This window comes from Arthrobacter sp. TS-15, from assembly GCF_006964045.1.
In the GTDB taxonomy this organism is placed as follows: domain Bacteria; phylum Actinomycetota; class Actinomycetes; order Actinomycetales; family Micrococcaceae; genus Arthrobacter.
In genome coordinates, this window is the sequence record NZ_SDXQ01000027.1 from 1 (window position 1) to 18859 (window position 18859).

Sequence of the window (18859 nt, forward strand, 5' to 3'; positions counted from 1 at the left end):
TCGTAGTCAGGGCCGCACCCCCACGCTGCGTCGCTGCCCTTAGCGCCGACCGCCCCGGTAACCTCTGGTGCGATTGGCGCGAAAGGGTGCGGCCCTGACTACGAAGGGGAGCGCCCGGCGGCAAAGGGTGCGCAGCGAGGAAAACGGTGCGAGTCACGAAGGGGAGCGCCGGGCGGCAAGGGGTGCGCAGCGCGGAAAACGGTGCGAGTCACGAGGTGGAGAGCCCGGCGGCAAAGGATGCGCAGCGCGGTAACAGTGTGAGCCAGCCAGCCCCTCCAAGCAACCACGGTGAGGGCGGTCATAGGATGAAAGGGATGACCACCACCCAAGCAGACAAAAACTTCAGCCTCCGCAGTGTAGCGCTCCCGGCATTCGGGCCAGCTGTGCTCTTCTGTCTCGGCGAGGGGGCTGTCCTGCCGGTCATTGCCCTCTCCGCCCGGGACCTGGGCGCTTCGGTGGCTGTATCGGCGTTGATCGTGACGCTGATAGGCCTGGGATCGTGGCTGTTCAACATTCCGGCGTCGATCATCACCGAGAAATTCGGTGAACGGTGGTCAATCGTCGGAGCGGGAACTGTGGGTGCGATTGCCCTCGGCGCGGCGGCGTTCGCCCCGCAGATGGAACATGGGCTCTGGCTGTTGGCCGCCTCCATGACCCTGGTTGGCATGTCGGCCAGTGTCTTCAACCTCGCACGGCAAAAGTTCCTCACTGAGGCAGTCCCCGTCATGTTTCGGGCGCGTGCACTCTCAACCTTGGGCGGTGTCACCAGGATCGGCCTCTTCATCGGGCCATTCGTGGGCGCCGGCGTCATGCAGTTCGCCGGGATCAGCGGCGCCTATTGGGTGGGCTTTGGTGGCATGCTTGCCGCGGCTGTTTTGTCTCCCACCATTCCGGATCTGGTAGCCCCCGGAACGTCCGACGGCGGTCCCCGGCCCCCGGCGTCGACGTTGCGGAGCGTCGCATTTTCCCATGCCGGGGTGTTCCTGACGGTTGGCTTCGGCATCCTCCTGCTGAGCGCATTGCGCGCATCGCGGCAGGTGGTCATCCCGCTGTGGGCGGATCATTTGGGACTCGACGCCACCCATGCGTCGTTGATCTTCGGCTTGTCCGGAGCGATCGACATGTTGGTTTTCTACCCCGCGGGGAAACTCATGGACAGGAAGGGACGTCAGTGGGTGGCCATCCCGTCAACGCTGATCATGGGAACCGCTCTGATTCTGATTCCCTTCACGGCCGGATTCGTCCCGCTCCTCTTGGTTGCTTTGCTCATCGGGTTCGGCAACGGCATCAGTTCGGGGCTCATTATGACGCTCGGCGCCGACTTCTCGCCGGACAACGGGCGGAGCCACTTCCTGGGCATCTGGCGATTCATGGCTGACTCGGGTGGTACCGGAGGACCTGTGCTGCTGTCCGGGTTAACGGCCGCGTTCTCGTTGTCGGCGGGCGTCTGGGCCACAGGCGTACTGGGGTTCGCAGCGGCAGTGGTTTTCGCCGTCGCAATTCCAAGGCTGAAGCACCGGCGTAACTATTAGCTTTTAGCCAGCGCGTTGACTCAGGCGGTGGGATAGATTCACAGGAAATTCGCAGGAAAGTCCATACTTTGGCTAAACTCATCCTGGCCGCAGTCTCGCGGCCATTTTTCCGCGCTCTTGGGGGCGTCTGAGCAGAGGGCGCTGTTTTATGCAGATCCGACGGAGAGCCAGTGTGCGCTCTCAAGTATTTCTTGCGGGCGTAATCGCCCTGGTTGGAGCAGGCCTCCCGGCCCTCCCGGCCGTAGCCGATGAAACGCCGATGCCTGCGCCGAGCGCAGCGCCGCGGACCATGTCCACCGATTCCACGGTCCTGCCGACGGACCAATTCATTGTGAAGTTCAAGGAACGTGCAAGCATCCAATCACTGGATCGAAAGTCGTCCCTGAATCGCGCCGCTGGAACAATTGGTGTCCCTGTCCAAGCCGTGCGCACCCTTGCAACGGGTGAAGAAGTAGTGAAAACGGACCAGAAACTCGGCGCTGAAGAAGCCAATGACCTGGTGTCCGCCCTCGTCGCTGACCCCAACGTCGAGTACGCCGAACCCGACGTCATCATGCGACCTTTCGCTTCCAAGCCCAACGACCCGTTGTACTCAGACCAGTGGGCGCACAGTAGCGTCGACAGCGGCGGGATGCGTGTCCTGGGGGCATGGGACGTAAGCCAGGGTGCTGGGAGCGTAGTATCGGTCATCGATACCGGCATTACGAACCACTCGGATCTGAACGCCAATATTTTGCCTGGCTTTGACATGATTCACGATCCCCTCGTTGCAGGTGACTCGAACGGACGCGATTCGAATCCGGCAGATGAGGGCGACGCCACCTACTACGGGGAGTGCGAGCCCGGATGGCCCGGGTATTCATCTTCGTGGCACGGGACCCATGTGGCCGGCCTCGTGGCCGCTGTAGCAGGGAACAGCAGAGGCGTGGCAGGCGTGGCTCCCAAAGCAAAGGTCGTTCCGGTGCGTGCGCTGGGCATCTGCGGCGGATACGCTTCCGACATCGTAGACTCGATCGTTTGGGCGGCAGGCGGAACAGTTCCGGGAGCCCCAGCGAACGCGAATCCAGCGAACGTCATCAACCTGAGCCTCGGAGGCCTTGCGCCTTGCTCCACGATCTACCAAAACGCTGCAGATTTTGCGCGAAGCAAAGGCGCCTCCTTGGTGGTGGCCGCAGGTAACGAAGGCATCGACGCATCCAAGGTCAGCCCTGCCAACTGTAAGAACGTGCTGGTGGTTGGTGCGAGCACACGCAATGGACTTAAAGCGTCGTACTCCAACTTCGGCATCAACGTCGACGTCGCAGCTCCTGGCGGAGACATGGCTAGCGTCTTTTCCGACGGAATTTTGTCCACGCTCAATGACGGTCTGACTACTCCTAATTCCGAAGGCTACTTCTACATGGAGGGCAGTTCCATGGCCGCTCCTCAGGTATCGGCTGTAGCAGCCATGATGTATTCAAAACTGCCTGCTTTGACCCCCGCGGATGTTGAGCAGAGGCTAAAGGCCTCAGCTCGGCCGATCAACGGCTGTGGCTGCGGTGCCGGTTTGGTTGACGCCAACGCCACTCTCACCAAGGTGGCAGCCGAGGCTGCGCCAATCACGGCGGGCACTCCCACAATTTCCGGTGAGGCTGCTGTTGGCAAGTTATTGCTTGCTGAACCTGGCAACTGGGGAAACACCTATGAAGCCACCTGGAATTATCAGTGGAATCGGTGGGGAACACCCATCCCCGGAGCAACCGGCAACGGTTACTGGGTGACTGAGGAAGATCACCAAGCCACCATCACGGTCACTGTTACTGCCACCAAGAAGTTCGCACCGGCCGTCTCCGCAACCTCGGAGCCCACAGCTCAAGTGGCTCCCGGAACCTTGTTTGGTAGCGTGCCCACTATCACGGGCTCGGCCTACGTGGGAAGCACCCTAACGGCCAACCCGGGTACGTGGGGCCCGGCCCCTGTGGACTTGACCTATCGCTGGACCCGCAACAAGGCCGGTACCACTGGAGAGCACGTATCCAGTGCGCCGAGTTACACCCTGACGAGTGAAGACCTCGGCAGCACACTCTCCGTGCACGTCATGGGATCCAAAACCCCCTACTCTCTGTTGGAGATGGGCAGCCAGCCGACAGCTGTTGTAGTTGCCGCTGACAAGGCTGTTACGCCTGAAGCCATAGTGTTCACCGAAGCCCCGTACATGGGCAACGATCGCTACACTATTCCGGAGTCAGAGACCATGGACTACCAAGTGGATGGCAAAACGCTCCCAGCCGGAACTCACCCCGCCCGAGGACAGGCCAAAATCACAGCCGTTCCGAAGAGCGGTTATGCAGTGCTCAACGGGGCGACTTCCGAGTGGAAAGCCTACTTCAGCGCAAAGGGGCCGGAATTTATGGCGCCTGCTGTTTCACCGTTCCGGGATGTGGCGACCACCCAGCAGTTCTATAAGGAAATGTCCTGGCTTGCAGACCGCAAGATCTCTACCGGTTGGGTGGAGGCGGACAAATCCGTCTCGTACCGGCCCGTGACACCCATCAACCGTGATGCAATGGCAGCATTCCTCTACCGTGCGGCCGGCTCACCGGACTACACACCTCCCGCGAAATCTCCCTTCATGGACGTTGCAACCACGCAGCAGTTCTACAAGGAGATGGCATGGTTGGCAGAAACCGGCATTTCGTCCGGATGGACTGAGAACGGGGCGCGTTACTACAAGCCGCTGACCCCGATTAAACGCGATGCGATGGCTGCCTTCCTGTACCGGTTGGTCAACAAGCCCGACTATGAAGCACCCATGAATCCACCTTTCAGGGACCTCGATTCAGGCCAGCTGTTCTACAAGGAAATGGTCTGGATGAGCGTTGCCGGGATCTCCTCCGGCTGGCAACTGGGGGAGAACAACTACTGGTACCAGCCGATGGAACCCATTAACCGCGACGCCATGGCGGCATTCCTTTACCGCATGCCATAGCTGTTCGCAGGGGGGCGCGACTTACCGACCTCTTTTGAACAAAGAACGGCCGCAGAACAACCCCATTCGGTTGTTGTGCGGCCGTTCAGCTTTCAAAGAAGGTCAGGAAGCTATGGCCCCGGACGAAACACTTCGCGGGGTCTTCCATGCCCGGTCCGGCAGCTTCCCGGACACCAGAGCTACGGCGAGCACCAGCAGCACCAGCCCCCAGCTCGCATTCGAAACGTCCAGCGCAGACCTCATCACCACGAACGGCGGGATGATCGCCAGCACGGTTCCGAGGGCGATGCGCCACATCGCCGGCCGCGATGCACCTGGTGCCAGCGCAGTGCTGGCAAGTTCCAGCCGGACCAGTGGGGTGGAGACGAGCAACACCAGCGCCCAAGCAGCGATATAAAACAGCGGACGAGTCAGCCACCACTCGGTGCTGGCGGGTTCGGGGAACGGCAACCGAAGGACCAGCGCAATGCCAAACATGGCGATGATCAACGGCAGGTGCCACAAGTAGATGGTCATGGCCCGACTACCCACCACGAACATCACCTTCTGCACCCAACCGATGTGGACGCATCGCTGCAGCGCCGGGTAGACGGCCTTCACCAACAGAATGTGTGCCAGCCCTACCAGGATCAGGGGAAACATGGGCGGGTTCTGGCTGGTCAGCATGTCCACCGGATACGGCCCGGCATGCGTGAGTGGAACCATCACGGCGTAGCAGCCGGCAGCAGCAAGCACGAGCTTCCACTTGGCGAAACGGTCAAAGAAGCCGTCGGCGTAGAAGAACCCAAGCTGTTGAAGGAGGCCCCACACGAACACCATGTTCAGCAGGCCGATCGGGTTCGAGTCGAAGCCCCACGGGTTGCGTTCCAGGCCAAGACGAAAGACATCGACGACGACGGCGCCCGCGGCCAGCGCTGCGATGGTCCGGTAAGGCGCTGCCTCGTGGAATTTTGCCATGGTGGGGACCATGGCTTGGCAGATAAGATACGCGGCCAGGAACCACAACTGCACTCCGGCGCCCGCAGCGATAACGGTGAGCAAATCGACGGGGACACCAGCCGCCGTCGCACTCCACAAAGCAATGGCGAGGAAGGTGTACAAGGCGACCGTAGGCCGAACCAACCGCAGCACCCGGTTCCTGAGGTAGTCGCCGCCATCGCCGCCCTTGCGTTGCAGGCTGCGCCACGACGTGAGCGAGGCGAAACCGCCCACGATAAAGAACAGGGGCATGACCTGGCCGAACCACGTACCTTGCGCAAACCAGCTCAACGACGTCAGGGGATTGCCCACGCCGATGCCGGACTCGTCCACGCTGATCCCCATCATGAGCAAATGAACCGCAACAACAGCAAACATGCAGGCAACGCGGATGAAGTCCACCACCAAATCGCGGGATGCGGGAACGGTGCCAGCCGGGGTGCTCCGGCGCGGGGCGGATTTGCGGGAGTCGGGCCTGAGGGTGGATGACATGCGAGCTCCTGTGATTAGCAGTTGTTTGTCCATCGATTGGACTAACTGTAACTCATGAGGAATAAGTAGTCGACGTCATCCCCGAGAATGTTGGTGATTGCAGGGTGGAATCGGCGCGGGTCGGCGTAGCCTAGAAGAGCACCTCCGTCCCTGATCAACCGAGTGTTCCACCGCCGCGCATGGCGCAGTTTGCGAATCTACCCCCACCAATGAAGGGCAGTGCTGATCGTTGTGCACATCAAAGAATTTTGGGACCAGCTTTCTCCCGAAACACAGCAATGGCTCGTCGACAATCCGGGAACCATGATTGTGCCGAGGACTGTCACCGCGATCATCAATGCGGAAACGGGGGAGGGGGACACTATGGATGCCCATGGTGGCACGGTGCTCACCGATGAGGATCGGCACTTCATCCAGGAGCAGGCCCGGAACCGCGTTTCGCCTTCCCCGGAGCCCAAATTCTTCGACTCGGTCCGTCCAGAGGACTAAGCGCCGGGTGCGGCGCACCCCTTAGCGCCGATCGCCCCTCAAAGAGCGTCAGCCCTTGCGCGCCGCCATGCCAAATAGCCACGTGCCACCAAGGGCGGACAGGTATCCGGCGATCACGATGAAGGCGGTGCCGGCCCAGAAGTAGTCGATGGTGCTGTCTGTGCTGAGGCCGGGCATGACCTGGATCAGCGAGTAGGCGGCAACAAAAGTAGCGATCACCAGGGCCGCAACGGTGAGCCATACCCACAGCCGGGAGGCGGCCCAGTGTTCACCGTAACCCGCCCAGACGTTCCAGCTGTTGCCGGTGCGGAGGATGAGCCATCCTGCCGGGAGCATGACGACGGCCACTACCAGGAATGCGGCCACGACGTCGGCCGGGCGGTGCCACTGGTTGATGAGCGTGGAGACGCCTGTTGCTACAGCGAAGGTGCTGCCGAGGAAGCCTGCCAGGGGGCGCCAGCGGGGCGAGACCATGAGGAACACGGCGGCTGCGGCGGACGCGGCCAGTGTGGTGTGTCCGGAGGGGAGTGAGTTCAGTACGAGTGTTTGTACGCCGCGGTCGGGCCGGTCCGGGATGAGGAGCTTGAGAATTTGTGTGGCTGCGTTGGCGGCGATGCAGGCTGCCACTGCGATTACGGCGGCGGTCCATCGCCTGCGCGCCACGGTCACGAAGAGAACCATGATGGCTGCAATTGCCAGCGAAAGCATGGGGAGCATGTCCAGGAATTCGGTGGAAGCCCTGCCGGCTGTTCCGCCCAGAACGGTAGCTTCAACCAGTGCGGACTCGTCGATGAACTGGCCGGCGGTGGTGCGCACAAAGAAGTAGTACGTCGCGGCCAGGCCAACGGCGCTGGCAATCGTGGCGAGGCAGAAGAGAAATCCTGTGCCCGCGCCGGCGTCGCGTCCTTGAAGCGGCCGTTTGCTCGACCTCCCGCTGGTGCGGAATTGCTGGGAACTCATTCTGACTAGACTGCCACAGTTCTCTGGATAGCTCGTGTGAGTCGCTCCCGAGCGTGGCGGCCGAAGGTGAGGCCTTGGCAACATTCCTGTGACGCTTGACACGTGTTAGGTGACAGGAATAGGCTTCCTAACACGTGTTAGGGAAGGAAATCTACATGTCGGGAACCAATGGGGCTTTGCGTGAATTCACACGTAGGAGTGCCCTCACCGCCCTCGGCGTAGGAATTGTCGGAGTCACCGCGGCGTCGTGGCCGCGCCTGACCGGATCCGATATTCCAGGCCGCGGAGACAACAGCCTCAGCATCGCCATCATGGGTACCGCCGCGGACGCTGCAGCCCGCCAGAAGGTCATCGACGCTTTCGCCAAGGTCCACCCCGAAATCAAGGTCAAGGTCCAGGCAATCCAAGCGGTGGACTGGAAGGACTTCTTCACCAAGATCCTCACCATGGTTGCAGCAGGCACCCCGCCGGACGTCGTATACGTGGCCACGGAAGGCGCCCAACTCTTCGCAGAGAAACTGGCCCACCCGCTGGATGAGTACCTGCGCCGCGACGCCGACCATATGCGCGAATACTTCGAGGATGTCCACCCCAGCCTGGTGGAAGCGTTCATGTACAAGGGCAGCCTGTTCCAGCTCCCCATCGACTGGAACGCCGCCAATATGTACTACAACACCACGGCACTGACCAAAGCAGGCCTGGAACGGCCGTCCGACAACTGGACGCATACGGACTTCCGCAGCACCCTCGCCGCCATGAAGAAGGCCAACCCCAAGGATTTCACCCCGTACTACTGGACCAACCGGCTCTTCGGTGGAGTGGTGCCGTGGCTCTACGCCAATGACACCAGCTTCCTCAAGGAGACCAAGTCCCCGGGTGGTGAATGGCTGTGGGACGGGTTCTATGCCAACGACCCCTCCCGCAACCTCCGCTCCGGCGGCTACCAGTGGCTTGAGCCCAACGCCGATGACCCCAGGGTCTTCGAATCCTTCGATTACCTCCGCGGACTCGTGAAGGACGGATTGGGTGTGCGGCCGGAGGAAGGCGGCGGTAACTCTCTGATCGGCCTCTTCGCCTCCAACAGGATAGGTACGACGCCGGCGGGCGGCTATTGGGTGCAAGGCCTCCACGAGGCGGGGATGACGGAGAACGACTTCGACGTCCAGTTCTTCCCCAAGTGGCGGACCCAGCGGCATCAGTTCGGCACGGCGGGCTACGCGATTATGAAGACCGCCAAGGACAAGGACGCCGCCTGGGAATGGGTGAAATTCAGCTCCAGCCGTGAAGCCATGCAAATCGTGTTCCCCACACCGAACACCACCCCTGCGCGTCGTTCAATGGCCAACCAACAGCTCTACGCAGGAACAGGTCCGCGGAACTGGAAGGTCTTCTACGACACCCTGGACAGGTTCCCCACCACAGGTCCCATTCCAGCGCCACCCCAGCAGGCTTCCGTGGAAACAGCCCTCATGAAAAACGTAAGCCTGGCTGTCAGTGGAGACGAGCGTCAACTCAAGGACGCCCTCAGTTCCATGCAGCGCGATCTTGAACTGGCCCTGAGGAGGCAGCCATGAGCACCGCAACCAGTACGCCAACGGGGACCGGGAGCGAGCCGAGCCGTCGCCAGGCCGCCCACAAGAACGGACAAGTCAGCAAGCGCGGCCGCGTTCAGCAGCGCTGGCTGCCCTGGGCTTTTCTGGCGCCCACCATCGTGGGCATGGGCATCTTCACCTTGCTGCCAATCGTCGCTTCGATCGCGCTCGCGTTCTTCCGCTGGGACATCATCTCGGCACCAACGTTCGTGGGCTTCGACAACTTCGCCGAGGTAGTCCAGGACCCCACGGTCCGTGTGTCATTCCTGAACACCATCGTGTTTGTGATTGTGGCTGTGGCCCTCCAGCTCGGACTGGCACTCGGCCTGGCCATCATGGTGCAGGAGAAGCTCCCGGCCTGGCTCAGGGTGTTCTTCCGCTCCGCTTTCTTCTTCCCGCTGATCCTCTCCGCGGCATCGGTATCGATTTTCATGCGGTACCTCTTCAACGAGCAATTCGGCGTTGTGAACTGGTTGCTGTCCATCGTTGGCATCCCAGCGGTCCCGTGGCTGACAACGCCAACCGGGTCGGCCGCCGTCGTAATTCTTGTCTATGTGTGGCAGAACTTCGGCTTCTCGTTCCTGCTGTTCATTGGCGGGCTGGCCTCCATTCCGGTGGAAACGTACGAGGCCGCATCGATCGATGGCGCCACCGGTTGGCGCAAGCATTGGTTCGTCACCCTGCCCCTGCTGAGCCCCACCACCTTGGTGGCCTCGGTGATGGCGATCATCAACGCGCTGCAAGTGTTCGATCAGCCCTACGTGCTCACCCGCGGCGGACCCGGTGACTCAACACGAACAGCCGTGATGGTGATCTTCGAGTCCGCGTTCCAGCGCCTTGAGTTCGGCCAGGCATCGGCGATCGGCGTGATCCTGACCCTGATCATCATGGCCATCACCGCCGCGCAATTCCGGCTCAGCAAACGATTCGTCTTCTACCAGTAAGGCCCGCCATGACCACCATTCAAGAACGTGTCACCACCACGGCGCCTGTAGTGAAGCGGAAGAAGCGCGACTGGTCCGTAGCCATCCGCGTGGTTGTCTTGCTGATCGCATCCGTCTTTGTCCTGGGCCCGGTGATGTGGACGCTGTCCACTTCGCTGCGACCGCCGTCGGAATCCTTCCAGCTGCCGCCTGCGTTCCTTCCGCTGAACCCGGACCTGACCTCTTATGAGCAAGTGTTCAAGCAGCTCAACATCGTGGCCCTGGTCATTAACAGTGCCCTGGTGACCGGTTTGATCGCGGTGGGGCAGATGATCACCGCAGCGCTGGCAGGCTACGCGTTTGCGCACTTGAAGTTCCGGGGGCGCGGCGCGCTGTTCTCGATCGTGCTGGCCACCATGATGGTGCCTGCGCAGGTCACCATTGTGCCCGTCTTCATGCTGATCCGCGGCGTCGGACTCTCCGACACACTGCTCGCGCTGATCATTCCGGCCATCCCGACGGCGTTCGGCACCTTCCTGATGCGCCAGTACTTCATGGGGTTGCCGGGTGAGCTCGCTGAAGCGGCCGCGATCGACGGTGCCTCGCCGTGGCGGACGTTCCGCTCCGTGTACGCACCGCTGGCCATGCCTGGCCTGGCCATTGTGGGCATCCTGGCGTTCAACTTCCACTGGAACGAGTTCTTCAGGCCACTGATTATGACCATCTCCGAGCAGAACTTCACCCTGCCCCTGGGCTTGGTCTCGCTCCAAGGCAACCTCGGCACCGGAAGCATCTCCGTGGTCCTGGCCGGCGTTGTCCTCTCCATGATTCCCGCGCTGGTGGTGTTCATGTTCGGCCAGCGCGCGCTGCAGGACGGGCTCACCGCAGGCACGGGCAAGTAATTACCGATCTTTTTGAAAGGGGTTTCGTTGACGGACCTTGCACTCTCTTCCTCTCTTTCCATGGCGGCGACGCACCCGGATCCCGCCTTCCCGCGCTTCCACCCGCGGCCTGCGCAGGGATGGATCAACGATCCCAACGGTGTCAGCTACATCAACGGCCGCTACCACGTGTTCTTCCAGTACAACCCCCTGTCCGCGCGGCACTCCCAGATCAACTGGGGGCATGTGAGCTCCACTGATTTAGTGCGCTGGGAAGAGCACCCCGTAGCGCTTTCGCCGCAGGCGGGCGGCCCTGACTCCGCTGGATGCTGGACCGGTGTGGTGACCGACGACGACGGCGTGCCAACCGCTTGTTATTCCGGTATCAAGGACCACGGGGGTCATTCCCAGGTGGTCATTGCCCGCGGATCAGCCGACCTTGTTTCCTGGGAACAGGACGGGCACGTTGCGGCGTCAATGCCCTCGGATCCGCTGGTCACCGCAGTGCGGGACCCTTTTATTTTTTGGTTTGGCGGTGCGCGTTACGCCATGCAAGGGGCAGGTCTATCCGACGGCCGCGCCGCTTTGCTTTTGTACACGGTGTCTGACATGGACGCGTGGGAGTACCAGGGCATCTGGCTCACCAGCGACCACCCCGTGGCCGCTGCCCATACGCCCGCCGAGATCTGGGAATGCCCGCAGCTGGTGGAAGTGCCTTCTTCTTCCGGTGGGTCCAGCTGGGTCATGATGTTCTCCCTGTGGCTCTCCGGCGACGACCACGAGCACGCCAACGGGGTAGGGCACCTGATCGGGTCCCTGTCCTTGGACCCCCAGACCGGGCTGCCGGTGTTTGCGCCTTCCTCCGGGGGGAAGTCCGATTTCGGCCGCGACTTCTACGCCCCTCAGATTGTGCAGCTCGCCCATGGGTCCTCACCCGCGGCACTGCTGTGGGGGTGGGCCAACGAGGGGCCAGGACGTGATGGTCGCCGGGGCCGCATGCAAGAAGAAGTCGACGACGCCGGGTGGTCGGGTGTGTTGACGCACCCCCGGGTTTTGTCCGTAGTTGGCGGGGCGCTCGCTGTTTCTCCTGCGCCCGAGGTTGAGGCGTATCGGGGTACTGCTGTGGTTACAGGTGCTGCCGGTGCCGTTGCGGTTCCCGAATTCGCCGAAGTGCTGGTGCGCGGTGCTGCAGGTGCCGGTTCCGTGGAACTGGTGCTTGGGTCCGGGGCCGCCGCTCAAGTGGTTTACTCAGGCTCCCTGACTCTGGACGAGGAGTTGCGCATCTTTATCGATGCGTCCCTCGTGGAGGTTTACCGCACAGGTTCCGTGGCCACCACCGTCCGGGCTTACCCGGCTCCGGGGGAGGAATGGCAGCTCACCTTGCCCGATGGCGCGACTGCCGACGTCTGGGAGTTGACGCTGCCCGAGTAGGCGGCAGGCCGCCGTCGTACGTCCGTTGTGAGGCCTGCTTTGCAGGCTATGGGTGAGTCGAAGGGTGTAGAGCGGGCCTCGCAACGAGGGGGCTGCGTGTTGTGAGGCCTGCTTTGCAGGCTTTGGGTGTGTCGAGGGGTGCAGAGCGGGCCTCGCAACGGGCGGTGTTAGCGGGTGGGGGCGGGGCCTGTGGACTCGCGCACCACTAAGCGGCAGGGAACCATCGTTTCGACCGTGGTTCCCTTTCCTGCTGTGGGGGTGCCCGCGCCTACGCCCGCGCTTTCGCCCGTGCCCTCGATCGCGTCCAGCAGCGTGGTCATGGCGGCACGGCCGATCTCCCGCAGGGGCAACGCCATGGTGGTGAGTGAAGGCACCATGGTGTCGGCGATCCGGGTTTCGTCGTCGTAGCCCATGATGGACAGGTCCCCGGGAACACTGAGTCCCAAACGCGCGGCAGCAAGGGTCACACCCACCGCCAGGCGATCGTTCGCGCACATGATGGCCGTGGGCCGATCAGCCGGGGACACGCCGTCGAGCAGTTTCATGGCGCCGCGGAAACCGGCGTCGATATCCCAGCCGGCCATGAAGATCCGGTCTGCATGGACCGGGATATCGGCCGCTGCGTGTGCATCCCGGTAGCCCTGAACACGCAACGGGGCCGCGGGCGAGTCCTCCAACCCGGCAAGCAGCGCAATGTCCCGGTGGCCAAGTTCCAACAAGTGCTCCGTGGCCATCCTGCCACCGGATACCTCGTCAGGAATGACGTGATGCAGCTGCTGTTGAGGGTGGTTGTCATAGCAGTTGGCAAGGACCGAGGGGACGCGGAGCATGCCGTGCGGAATCTCAATGGGTTTCAAGCCAACTGTCACGTACATGAGCCCATCAACCTGCCGATCCAGGAGCGTTTCAATGGCGCTCGCATCCCTGGCGGTATCACTTTCGGTGTCCATCACTACGGTCACAAAGCCGCGGCTGCGGGCGACGTCGTCGGCGCCACCGATGATGTTGCCGTCAAAGGGGCTGACCACTACTTCGTCGGACAGGATGCCGATCACACGAGAGCGCTGGTTCCGCAGGCTCAGGGCAATAGCGTTGGGGGAGTAGTTCAATTCAAGGGCGGCCTGCCGGATCCGGTCCTGGCTCTCCTTGGCCACGTTCCCGTCGCCACGCCCATTTAGAACCAGCGAGACCGCGCTCCTGGACACACCCGCCCTCTTGGCGACGTCCAGTGCAGTGGCCTTGCGGTTCATGGAAGTCCTTCCGTCCTTTATTGTCAGCAGTCTACCTAACGCGTGTGAGGATCCGGTGGGGTCAGGCTGGGTAACCCAATTCACGCAACGCGGCCTCCATGAAGTCCAAGGCCTTGATAGTCCCCGCCACGAAATAAAGTCCCCACGCCGCGAGGATGACCACCAGTGGCCACAAGCCCCGCCGTGGAGCCACCTTGTGGTTTACCACCGACCGTCCAATGACATAGGGAATCCCTCCCAGAAAGGACCATGCCCAGTGGAATGGTCGCGTGACGCCCGTTTTCAGCAAGCGTCGGGTATCAAGCAGGGCCAGCACCACTGTGGAGCAATAGGTTAAGACCAATCCGCCCCAGATCAGGAAGTAGCCAGTGCTGATGATCGTGGCGGGGTCCAGGGTGAGGGCGCCGTTCCGGGTGTAGGTACGGATCTCGATATGCCACGTCAACATGAGTAGGCCCGGAAGGAAAGGCAGGACGGCAATAAGCCAGATGTACGGATTCACAACGCTCTGGCCTTGGCGAAGCATCGGGCGCTGAATCGCTGGACGTGGGACCCCTGCAGGTACCACGTGGTCTACCCACTCAGTACCGTTCCACCATCCGAGGCTGTGGGGGTCCCGAGCATCTGCATACCACCCGGGAACTGTCACGTCTGGACCGAATACCCCAGCTGGGAATACACGGACTGCATGAAATTGGACATCCAGATGCCGGTGATCACCATGCTGATAACAAACACGGCGATTGTTGCCCAGACAGGCCACAGCCCACGATTAGGCGCCACTTTCCTAACGATCACAGAGCGGCCGATCACGTACACCAGCGCGCTAAGGAACGCCCACGCCCAGTGAAATGGACGGACGACGCCGGACTTGAGGAGGCGCTGACGGTCCAGGAAAGCGAAAAACACCGAAAGCCCGTAGGACAGGAAACTAGCGCCCATCAGCAGGAAATAGCCAGGGGTGTACATGGAGAAAGGATCCATGGTGGTGACCCCCTGCCGGGTGGTGATCATCTTGAACTCCGGCTGCCACGTGAGTAGAAGCAGGATGGACAGCAGCGGCAACAAGGTGATCGCCCAGATAAACGGGTTGTACACCGGAGTCTCCGGGCTGAGCTGCGGACGTGGCTGCTGGACGGGAACCTGGAACTGTCCTGGCGCCTGGAACTGAGCCGGCGCCTGGTTGGCTGTCCACGCGCGTCCGTCCCACCACCGGACGAGCCGCGGGTCTGAAGGGTCCGGGTACCAGCCGGGAGGCGTCGCGGAACCGGGCGTTGATTGAGTCATATCTCCCCCACTTTGAGTCGTATTCCGAGAATATCGCGATTGCTGCCTCTCGGTTGCCACGCACCTCTCCCGGTCCCGTTGCAGCGGTGTAAGGATGGATCATGAGCTTCTTCGATGACCTCCCCGAGCAGCCCGCCCGGCCGCGGGAACCGCAGCCTGCCCAGCCGGGGTGGCTCGGCCCGCCGTCGGACGAGCTGCCCGGTATTGCGCGCGTCGGCGGGTTTGTTCACAAGGACAGCCGCACCGTGGTGGTCCTGAAACTTGTGGAGGTGTACTCCACCGGTTGCCTGTTTGACCTGGTCTGGTCGGTGCAGCGGGGCAGCGAATCGGACCAGGAATGGCGGGAGATGGTGGAGGAGAGCTACAACCACCCGCGGTCAAGCCTGGACACCCGGACGGGACTGGAACTGGGTGTAGCTGTTGCGGACGGACGCAAGGCTGTTTCGGCCATCAACGGACCGGCGGCCTTCGAAGATGCAGCCGTCACTGGCCCTGTGCTGACAACCTTGGGAGGCGGCGGTGGAAGCAACAACTCCGAGTTCGTTCAATTCACCGGCAGGTACTGGTTATGGCCGTTGCCAATGGAAGACATCACGCTCGTACTGCGATGGGAAGCGCTGGGGATACCGGAAAGCTCACTTGTCCTGTCCGGTGAGCAGTTGGCTGAAGCCTTGGCGGATGCGCAGAAATACTGGGACCAGTAGCTTTTCCACATAGCCGAATTGGCCTGCCTCTTGGGTGGGAAGCCGCCGGTACAGTGGCAATATGCCTGCATTTCCCTCGCTCGAAGAACTCCTCGATTCCGCCCACGTAGTCTCGCTACCCATGCGCGTGAAATTCCGCGGCATCATGGAGCGCGAGACCCTCCTCCTGCGAGGACCTCTTGGATGGGGTGAGTTCTGCCCCTTCCCCGAATACGACGACGACGAATCCTCCCGCTGGCTGGCCGCAGCTTTGGAAGCGGGCTGGCTTGGTTTCCCCCCGCCTTTGCGGGACAGGATCCCGGTCAATGCTACAGTTCCCGCCGTCGCGGCCGAACGTGTGCCTGAGGTGCTTGCGCGCTTCGGCAGGGTTGACGCTGTCAAGATCAAAGTTGCGGAGCGGGGACAGGCACTGGCGGATGACGTCGCCAGAGTGAATGCAGTACGCGAGGCCCTTCCTGACGCTGCCATCCGGGTGGATGCCAATGGGGGATGGGACGTAGAGCAAGCCGTGGAAGCGCTGAGCAAACTCTCCGCGGTGGGGCTTGAGTACGCCGAACAACCCGTTCCCACCATCGAGGGCCTCGCTGAGGTCCGGCGTCGGCTGACTGCTGCAGGTACACCGGTACTCATCGCCGCGGACGAGAGTGTCCGTAAGGAAGAGGACCCACTTCGCGTTGCCAGGGCCGGTGCGGCTGACCTGATCGTAGTTAAGGTCGCCCCACTCGGGGGAGTTGCGAGTGCACTGGACATTGTGGAGCAAGCCGGGCTGCCCGCCGTCGTAAGCTCGGCACTTGACACCTCGGTGGGAATACGTGCCGGCCTGGCGCTCGCAGCCGCGCTCCCGTCCCTTCCCTATGCCTGCGGCCTTGGCACCGTTTCGCTGTTCGCTTCGGACATCACGCTGGACCCGCTGGTGGCCGACGACGGCGCAATCCAGTTACGTGAGACCCTGGCCGATGCCGGGCTGCTTGAGCAGTACGCGGCACCGGGGGAGCGCCGGGACTGGTGGCTGGACCGGCTCCGCCGCGTGCACTCAACGTTGGCGCGAAACCAGCACGGTTTGTTCACCGGGTCTTAACCAGAGGGACCTCTCAGCTTTGGATTCCGCTGAAAGGCTCAGCGGGAACCTCGTACATCCTCTGGAAGGTCTTTACCCCCATGTCTGAAACCACCGGACGCACGTTTCCGCTGCTCCCCATGCTCGGCCACACAAAAGGCAAGCGGAGCCCCGTCACGTGTGCCTTGAAATGCGACAACGCCTGCTCAGGCGAGGTTTGCAACACCAGCGCCAATGGTTACTTCCGCGACATCGCCTCAACCGCTATGTCCCGCCGCGCAGCGCTGGGGCTCGGGGCCGCCGGAGCGCTTGCAATCGTCCTCGGTGGTGCCGTAACCGGTGGTGACACCGCTGTGGCCGACTCCGGTCAAGGGCTCTCCGATGCCGCAAAGAAGGGCTTCGACAAGTCCAAGCTGAAGTTCACCGCCATCAAGCCCGTAGACGCAGCAGTGGATGCCTTCACTGTCCCCGAGGGCTTTGACTGGAAACCGATCATCCGCTGGGGCGATCCCCTCTTCGCCGACTCGCCGGCCTTCGACCTCAACGCGCAGACCGCGGCAGCACAGGCCCGCCAGTTCGGCTACAACAACGACTACACGGACATCCTGCCGATCCCCGGATCCAAAGACCGCCGGGCCGTGCTGTTCAGCAACCACGAGTACACCAACGAGAACATCATGCTGCCCGTAGGCTTCGACCCCGCCGAAGCACGGGCAATCGGTCGCGCAGGGCACGGACTGGCCGTGGTGGAGCTCGAGCGCAAGAACAAAAACAAGCCGTGGAGCTACGTCCAGGGCGCACCGTTGAACCGGCGCTTCCTCACAGACACTGTCTACGAGCTGACCGGACCCGCGGCTGGCACCAACCTTGTCAAGACCATTGATGACCCCGCCGGCCGCTGGATCAAGGGCACGCTGGGCAACTGTGCCGGTGGGACCACCCCGTGGGGAACCATCCTCTCCGGTGAGGAGAACTTCAACGGATACTTCGCAGCCCCGGGCACCAGCGACGGCGACAAGCGCTATGGGATTTCCGCTAAGGCAACCACACGCCAGTGGGAGCTCGACGAGCTTCGTTTCGACACCCGCAACTCCGGCTACGCCAACGAGACCAATCGCTTCGGCTGGATCGTGGAAGTGGACCCGTTCGATCCCACCTCTACCCCCAAGAAGCACTCCGCCATGGGCCGCTTCAAGCACGAGGGCGCCAACGTCATCGTCGCTCCTTCCGGTCACGTAGTGGCGTACATGGGCGACGACGAGCGCTTTGACTACCTTTACAAGTTCGTCTCAAAGGGGAAGTACCAGGCTGGTGACTCCAAGGAAGCCCGCAAGAACAACATGAGCCTGCTTTCCGAGGGCGACCTCTACGTAGCTCGTTTCACAGGTGACTCTCCTGCCGACATTGACGGCACGGGCAAACTCCCTGCCGACGGTGCGTTCGATGGCACTGGTGAATGGCTTCCGCTGGTGGTCAACGGCACCTCCGCTGTGCCGGGCATGACCGTCCCCGAAGTTCTCGTCTACACCCGCCTCGCTGCCGATAAGGTTGGCCCCACCAAGATGGACCGTTGCGAAGACGTGGAGCCCAACCCCCGTACGGGCAAGGTCTACGTGGCTTGCACCAACAACACGGACCGTGGCAAGCCGGGCAAGGAAGGCGCCACCGAGGTCAACCCGCGCACCCTGAACCGTGACGGCCACGTCGTGGAGATCACCGAAGGACGCGAGCAAACAGGCACCACGTTCAACTGGAACCTCCTGTTGGTTGCCGGAGACCCCGCCAAGAACACCTCCACGTACTTCTCCGGATTCCCGGCCGATAAGGTTTCGCCCATCTCCTGCCCGGACAATGTGGCCTTCGATTCCGTGGGCAACCTCTGGATCTCCACCGACGGCGCCCCCGGCACCATCGGCTACGCGGACGGGCTCTTTAAGGTCACACTCGAAGGACCTGAGCGCGGCAAGGTGGAGCAGTTCCTCGCTGTCCCGCGCGACGCCGAAACATGCGGACCCATCATTCACGATGAAGAACGCACCGTCTTCGTCGCTGTCCAGCACCCTGGCGAGGATGGCTCGTTCGCTGCCCAGAACTCCTTCTTCCCGGACTACGTTCCGGCCGGAGCCACACCTCCCGCCGGTGCAGTGCGCGCCCCTCGCCCCTCGGTGGTGCAGGTCTTCCGCAAGTAACGCCTGCTTCTTTCGATACTGACGAAATGCTCCCTCTCCCGCTGTTATGGGTGGGGGAGCATTTTCGTCATCCGACGCTCGCTCACATCACGCGTGCCTGAACCAATGCGGCCGTATGGTTTTCTG

At 62.2% G+C, this 18859-nt stretch carries 15 protein-coding genes and 1 pseudogene; 10 read left to right on the forward strand and 6 right to left on the reverse strand.

Annotated elements, in window-relative coordinates; all coding sequences use genetic code 11:
* The first annotated feature begins 314 nt into the window (after positions 1–314).
* Together EU811_RS09495 and EU811_RS09500 are read left to right on the forward strand one after the other, a co-directional pair.
* Complete coding sequence (locus tag EU811_RS09495; protein ID WP_142938223.1) at positions 315–1532, forward strand: MFS transporter; 1218 nt, start codon at positions 315–317, stop codon at positions 1530–1532.
* Positions 1533–1680: 148 nt separating this feature from the next.
* A complete protein-coding gene (locus EU811_RS09500; protein ID WP_142938224.1) occupies positions 1681–4500 on the forward strand; it encodes a S8 family peptidase in 2820 nt (939 codons plus the stop codon).
* Positions 4501–4602: 102 nt separating this feature from the next.
* Here the strand turns inward: EU811_RS09500 and EU811_RS09505 are convergent, their stop codons facing one another.
* Positions 4603–5970, reverse strand: coding sequence for an acyltransferase family protein (locus tag EU811_RS09505; RefSeq protein ID WP_142938225.1), 1368 nt, complete (start codon positions 5968–5970; stop codon positions 4603–4605).
* A gap of 219 nt (positions 5971–6189) precedes the next feature.
* On the opposite strand from EU811_RS09505, the gene EU811_RS09510 reads away from it, so the two are divergent.
* Entirely contained in the window at positions 6190–6459 is a 270-nt protein-coding gene (locus EU811_RS09510) for a hypothetical protein (protein ID WP_142938226.1), read from the forward strand.
* A 48-nt stretch (positions 6460–6507) separates the two neighbouring features.
* Here EU811_RS09510 and EU811_RS09515 read toward each other — a convergent pair whose 3' ends face one another.
* On the reverse strand, positions 6508–7521 hold the full coding sequence (locus EU811_RS09515) for a phosphatase PAP2 family protein (protein WP_142938227.1): 1014 nt from the start codon (positions 7519–7521) through the stop codon (positions 6508–6510).
* 53 nt (positions 7522–7574) lie between these two features.
* On the opposite strand from EU811_RS09515, the gene EU811_RS09520 reads away from it, so the two are divergent.
* From EU811_RS09520 to EU811_RS09535, 4 genes are read left to right on the forward strand one after another with little or no spacing between them, the layout of a single operon-like run.
* Positions 7575–8993 carry an ABC transporter substrate-binding protein gene (locus EU811_RS09520; protein WP_142938228.1) on the forward strand — a complete coding sequence of 473 codons (1419 nt, stop codon included), beginning with the start codon at positions 7575–7577 and terminating at the stop codon, positions 8991–8993.
* Complete coding sequence (locus EU811_RS09525; protein WP_142938229.1) at positions 8990–9955, forward strand: carbohydrate ABC transporter permease; 966 nt, start codon at positions 8990–8992, stop codon at positions 9953–9955. Before EU811_RS09520 ends, EU811_RS09525 begins: the two co-directional genes overlap by 4 nt.
* An 8-nt stretch (positions 9956–9963) precedes the next feature.
* Complete coding sequence (locus tag EU811_RS09530) at positions 9964–10836, forward strand: carbohydrate ABC transporter permease (protein WP_142938230.1); 873 nt, start codon at positions 9964–9966, stop codon at positions 10834–10836.
* 27 nt (positions 10837–10863) lie between these two features.
* Positions 10864–12246, forward strand: coding sequence for a glycoside hydrolase family 32 protein (locus EU811_RS09535; RefSeq protein WP_142938231.1), 1383 nt, complete (start codon positions 10864–10866; stop codon positions 12244–12246).
* A 167-nt stretch (positions 12247–12413) separates the two neighbouring features.
* Here EU811_RS09535 and EU811_RS09540 read toward each other — a convergent pair whose 3' ends face one another.
* From EU811_RS09540 to EU811_RS09550, 4 genes and pseudogenes are all read right to left on the reverse strand, one after another.
* On the reverse strand, positions 12414–13496 hold the full coding sequence (locus EU811_RS09540) for a LacI family DNA-binding transcriptional regulator (RefSeq protein WP_142938232.1): 1083 nt from the start codon (positions 13494–13496) through the stop codon (positions 12414–12416).
* A 61-nt stretch (positions 13497–13557) separates the two neighbouring features.
* On the reverse strand, positions 13558–13998 hold the full coding sequence (locus EU811_RS09545; protein ID WP_238703379.1) for a DUF2510 domain-containing protein: 441 nt from the start codon (positions 13996–13998) through the stop codon (positions 13558–13560).
* A 51-nt stretch (positions 13999–14049) separates the two neighbouring features.
* Positions 14050–14145, reverse strand: a pseudogene (locus EU811_RS24570) (DUF2510 domain-containing protein); the annotation flags it as partial.
* On the reverse strand, positions 14142–14783 hold the full coding sequence (locus EU811_RS09550; protein ID WP_142938234.1) for a DUF2510 domain-containing protein: 642 nt from the start codon (positions 14781–14783) through the stop codon (positions 14142–14144). The pseudogene EU811_RS24570 and the gene EU811_RS09550, both read right to left, overlap by 4 nt.
* A gap of 101 nt (positions 14784–14884) precedes the next feature.
* Between EU811_RS09550 and EU811_RS09555 the strand changes: the two genes are divergently transcribed.
* The 3 genes from EU811_RS09555 to EU811_RS09565 all read left to right on the forward strand — a co-directional run bounded on the left by EU811_RS09555 (position 14885) and on the right by EU811_RS09565 (position 18733).
* Positions 14885–15487, forward strand: coding sequence for a hypothetical protein (locus tag EU811_RS09555; protein WP_238703378.1), 603 nt, complete (start codon positions 14885–14887; stop codon positions 15485–15487).
* A gap of 61 nt (positions 15488–15548) precedes the next feature.
* On the forward strand, positions 15549–16565 hold the full coding sequence (locus EU811_RS09560; RefSeq protein WP_142938235.1) for an o-succinylbenzoate synthase: 1017 nt from the start codon (positions 15549–15551) through the stop codon (positions 16563–16565).
* An 80-nt stretch (positions 16566–16645) separates the two neighbouring features.
* Positions 16646–18733, forward strand: a complete 2088-nt coding sequence (locus tag EU811_RS09565) for a PhoX family protein (protein WP_142938236.1) — start codon at positions 16646–16648, stop codon at positions 18731–18733.
* The last annotated feature ends 126 nt before the right edge of the window (positions 18734–18859 follow it).

Bases quoted from the DNA above. Each gene is read 5' to 3' on its own strand.
- EU811_RS09555 (WP_238703378.1), top strand. From the start codon at position 14,885: ATGAGCTTCTTCGATGACCTCCCCGAGCAGCCCGCCCGGCCGCGGGAA.
- EU811_RS09525 (WP_142938229.1), top strand. From the start codon at position 8,990: ATGAGCACCGCAACCAGTACGCCAACGGGGACCGGGAGCGAGCCGAGC.
- EU811_RS09550 (WP_142938234.1), bottom strand. From the start codon at position 14,783: ATGACTCAATCAACGCCCGGTTCCGCGACGCCTCCCGGCTGGTACCCG.
- EU811_RS09505 (WP_142938225.1), bottom strand. From the start codon at position 5,970: ATGTCATCCACCCTCAGGCCCGACTCCCGCAAATCCGCCCCGCGCCGG.
- EU811_RS09530 (WP_142938230.1), top strand. From the start codon at position 9,964: ATGACCACCATTCAAGAACGTGTCACCACCACGGCGCCTGTAGTGAAG.
- EU811_RS09540 (WP_142938232.1), bottom strand. From the start codon at position 13,496: ATGAACCGCAAGGCCACTGCACTGGACGTCGCCAAGAGGGCGGGTGTG.
- EU811_RS09520 (WP_142938228.1), top strand. From the start codon at position 7,575: ATGTCGGGAACCAATGGGGCTTTGCGTGAATTCACACGTAGGAGTGCC.
- EU811_RS09560 (WP_142938235.1), top strand. From the start codon at position 15,549: ATGCCTGCATTTCCCTCGCTCGAAGAACTCCTCGATTCCGCCCACGTA.
- EU811_RS09495 (WP_142938223.1), top strand. From the start codon at position 315: ATGACCACCACCCAAGCAGACAAAAACTTCAGCCTCCGCAGTGTAGCG.
- EU811_RS09565 (WP_142938236.1), top strand. From the start codon at position 16,646: ATGTCTGAAACCACCGGACGCACGTTTCCGCTGCTCCCCATGCTCGGC.
- EU811_RS09500 (WP_142938224.1), top strand. From the start codon at position 1,681: ATGCAGATCCGACGGAGAGCCAGTGTGCGCTCTCAAGTATTTCTTGCG.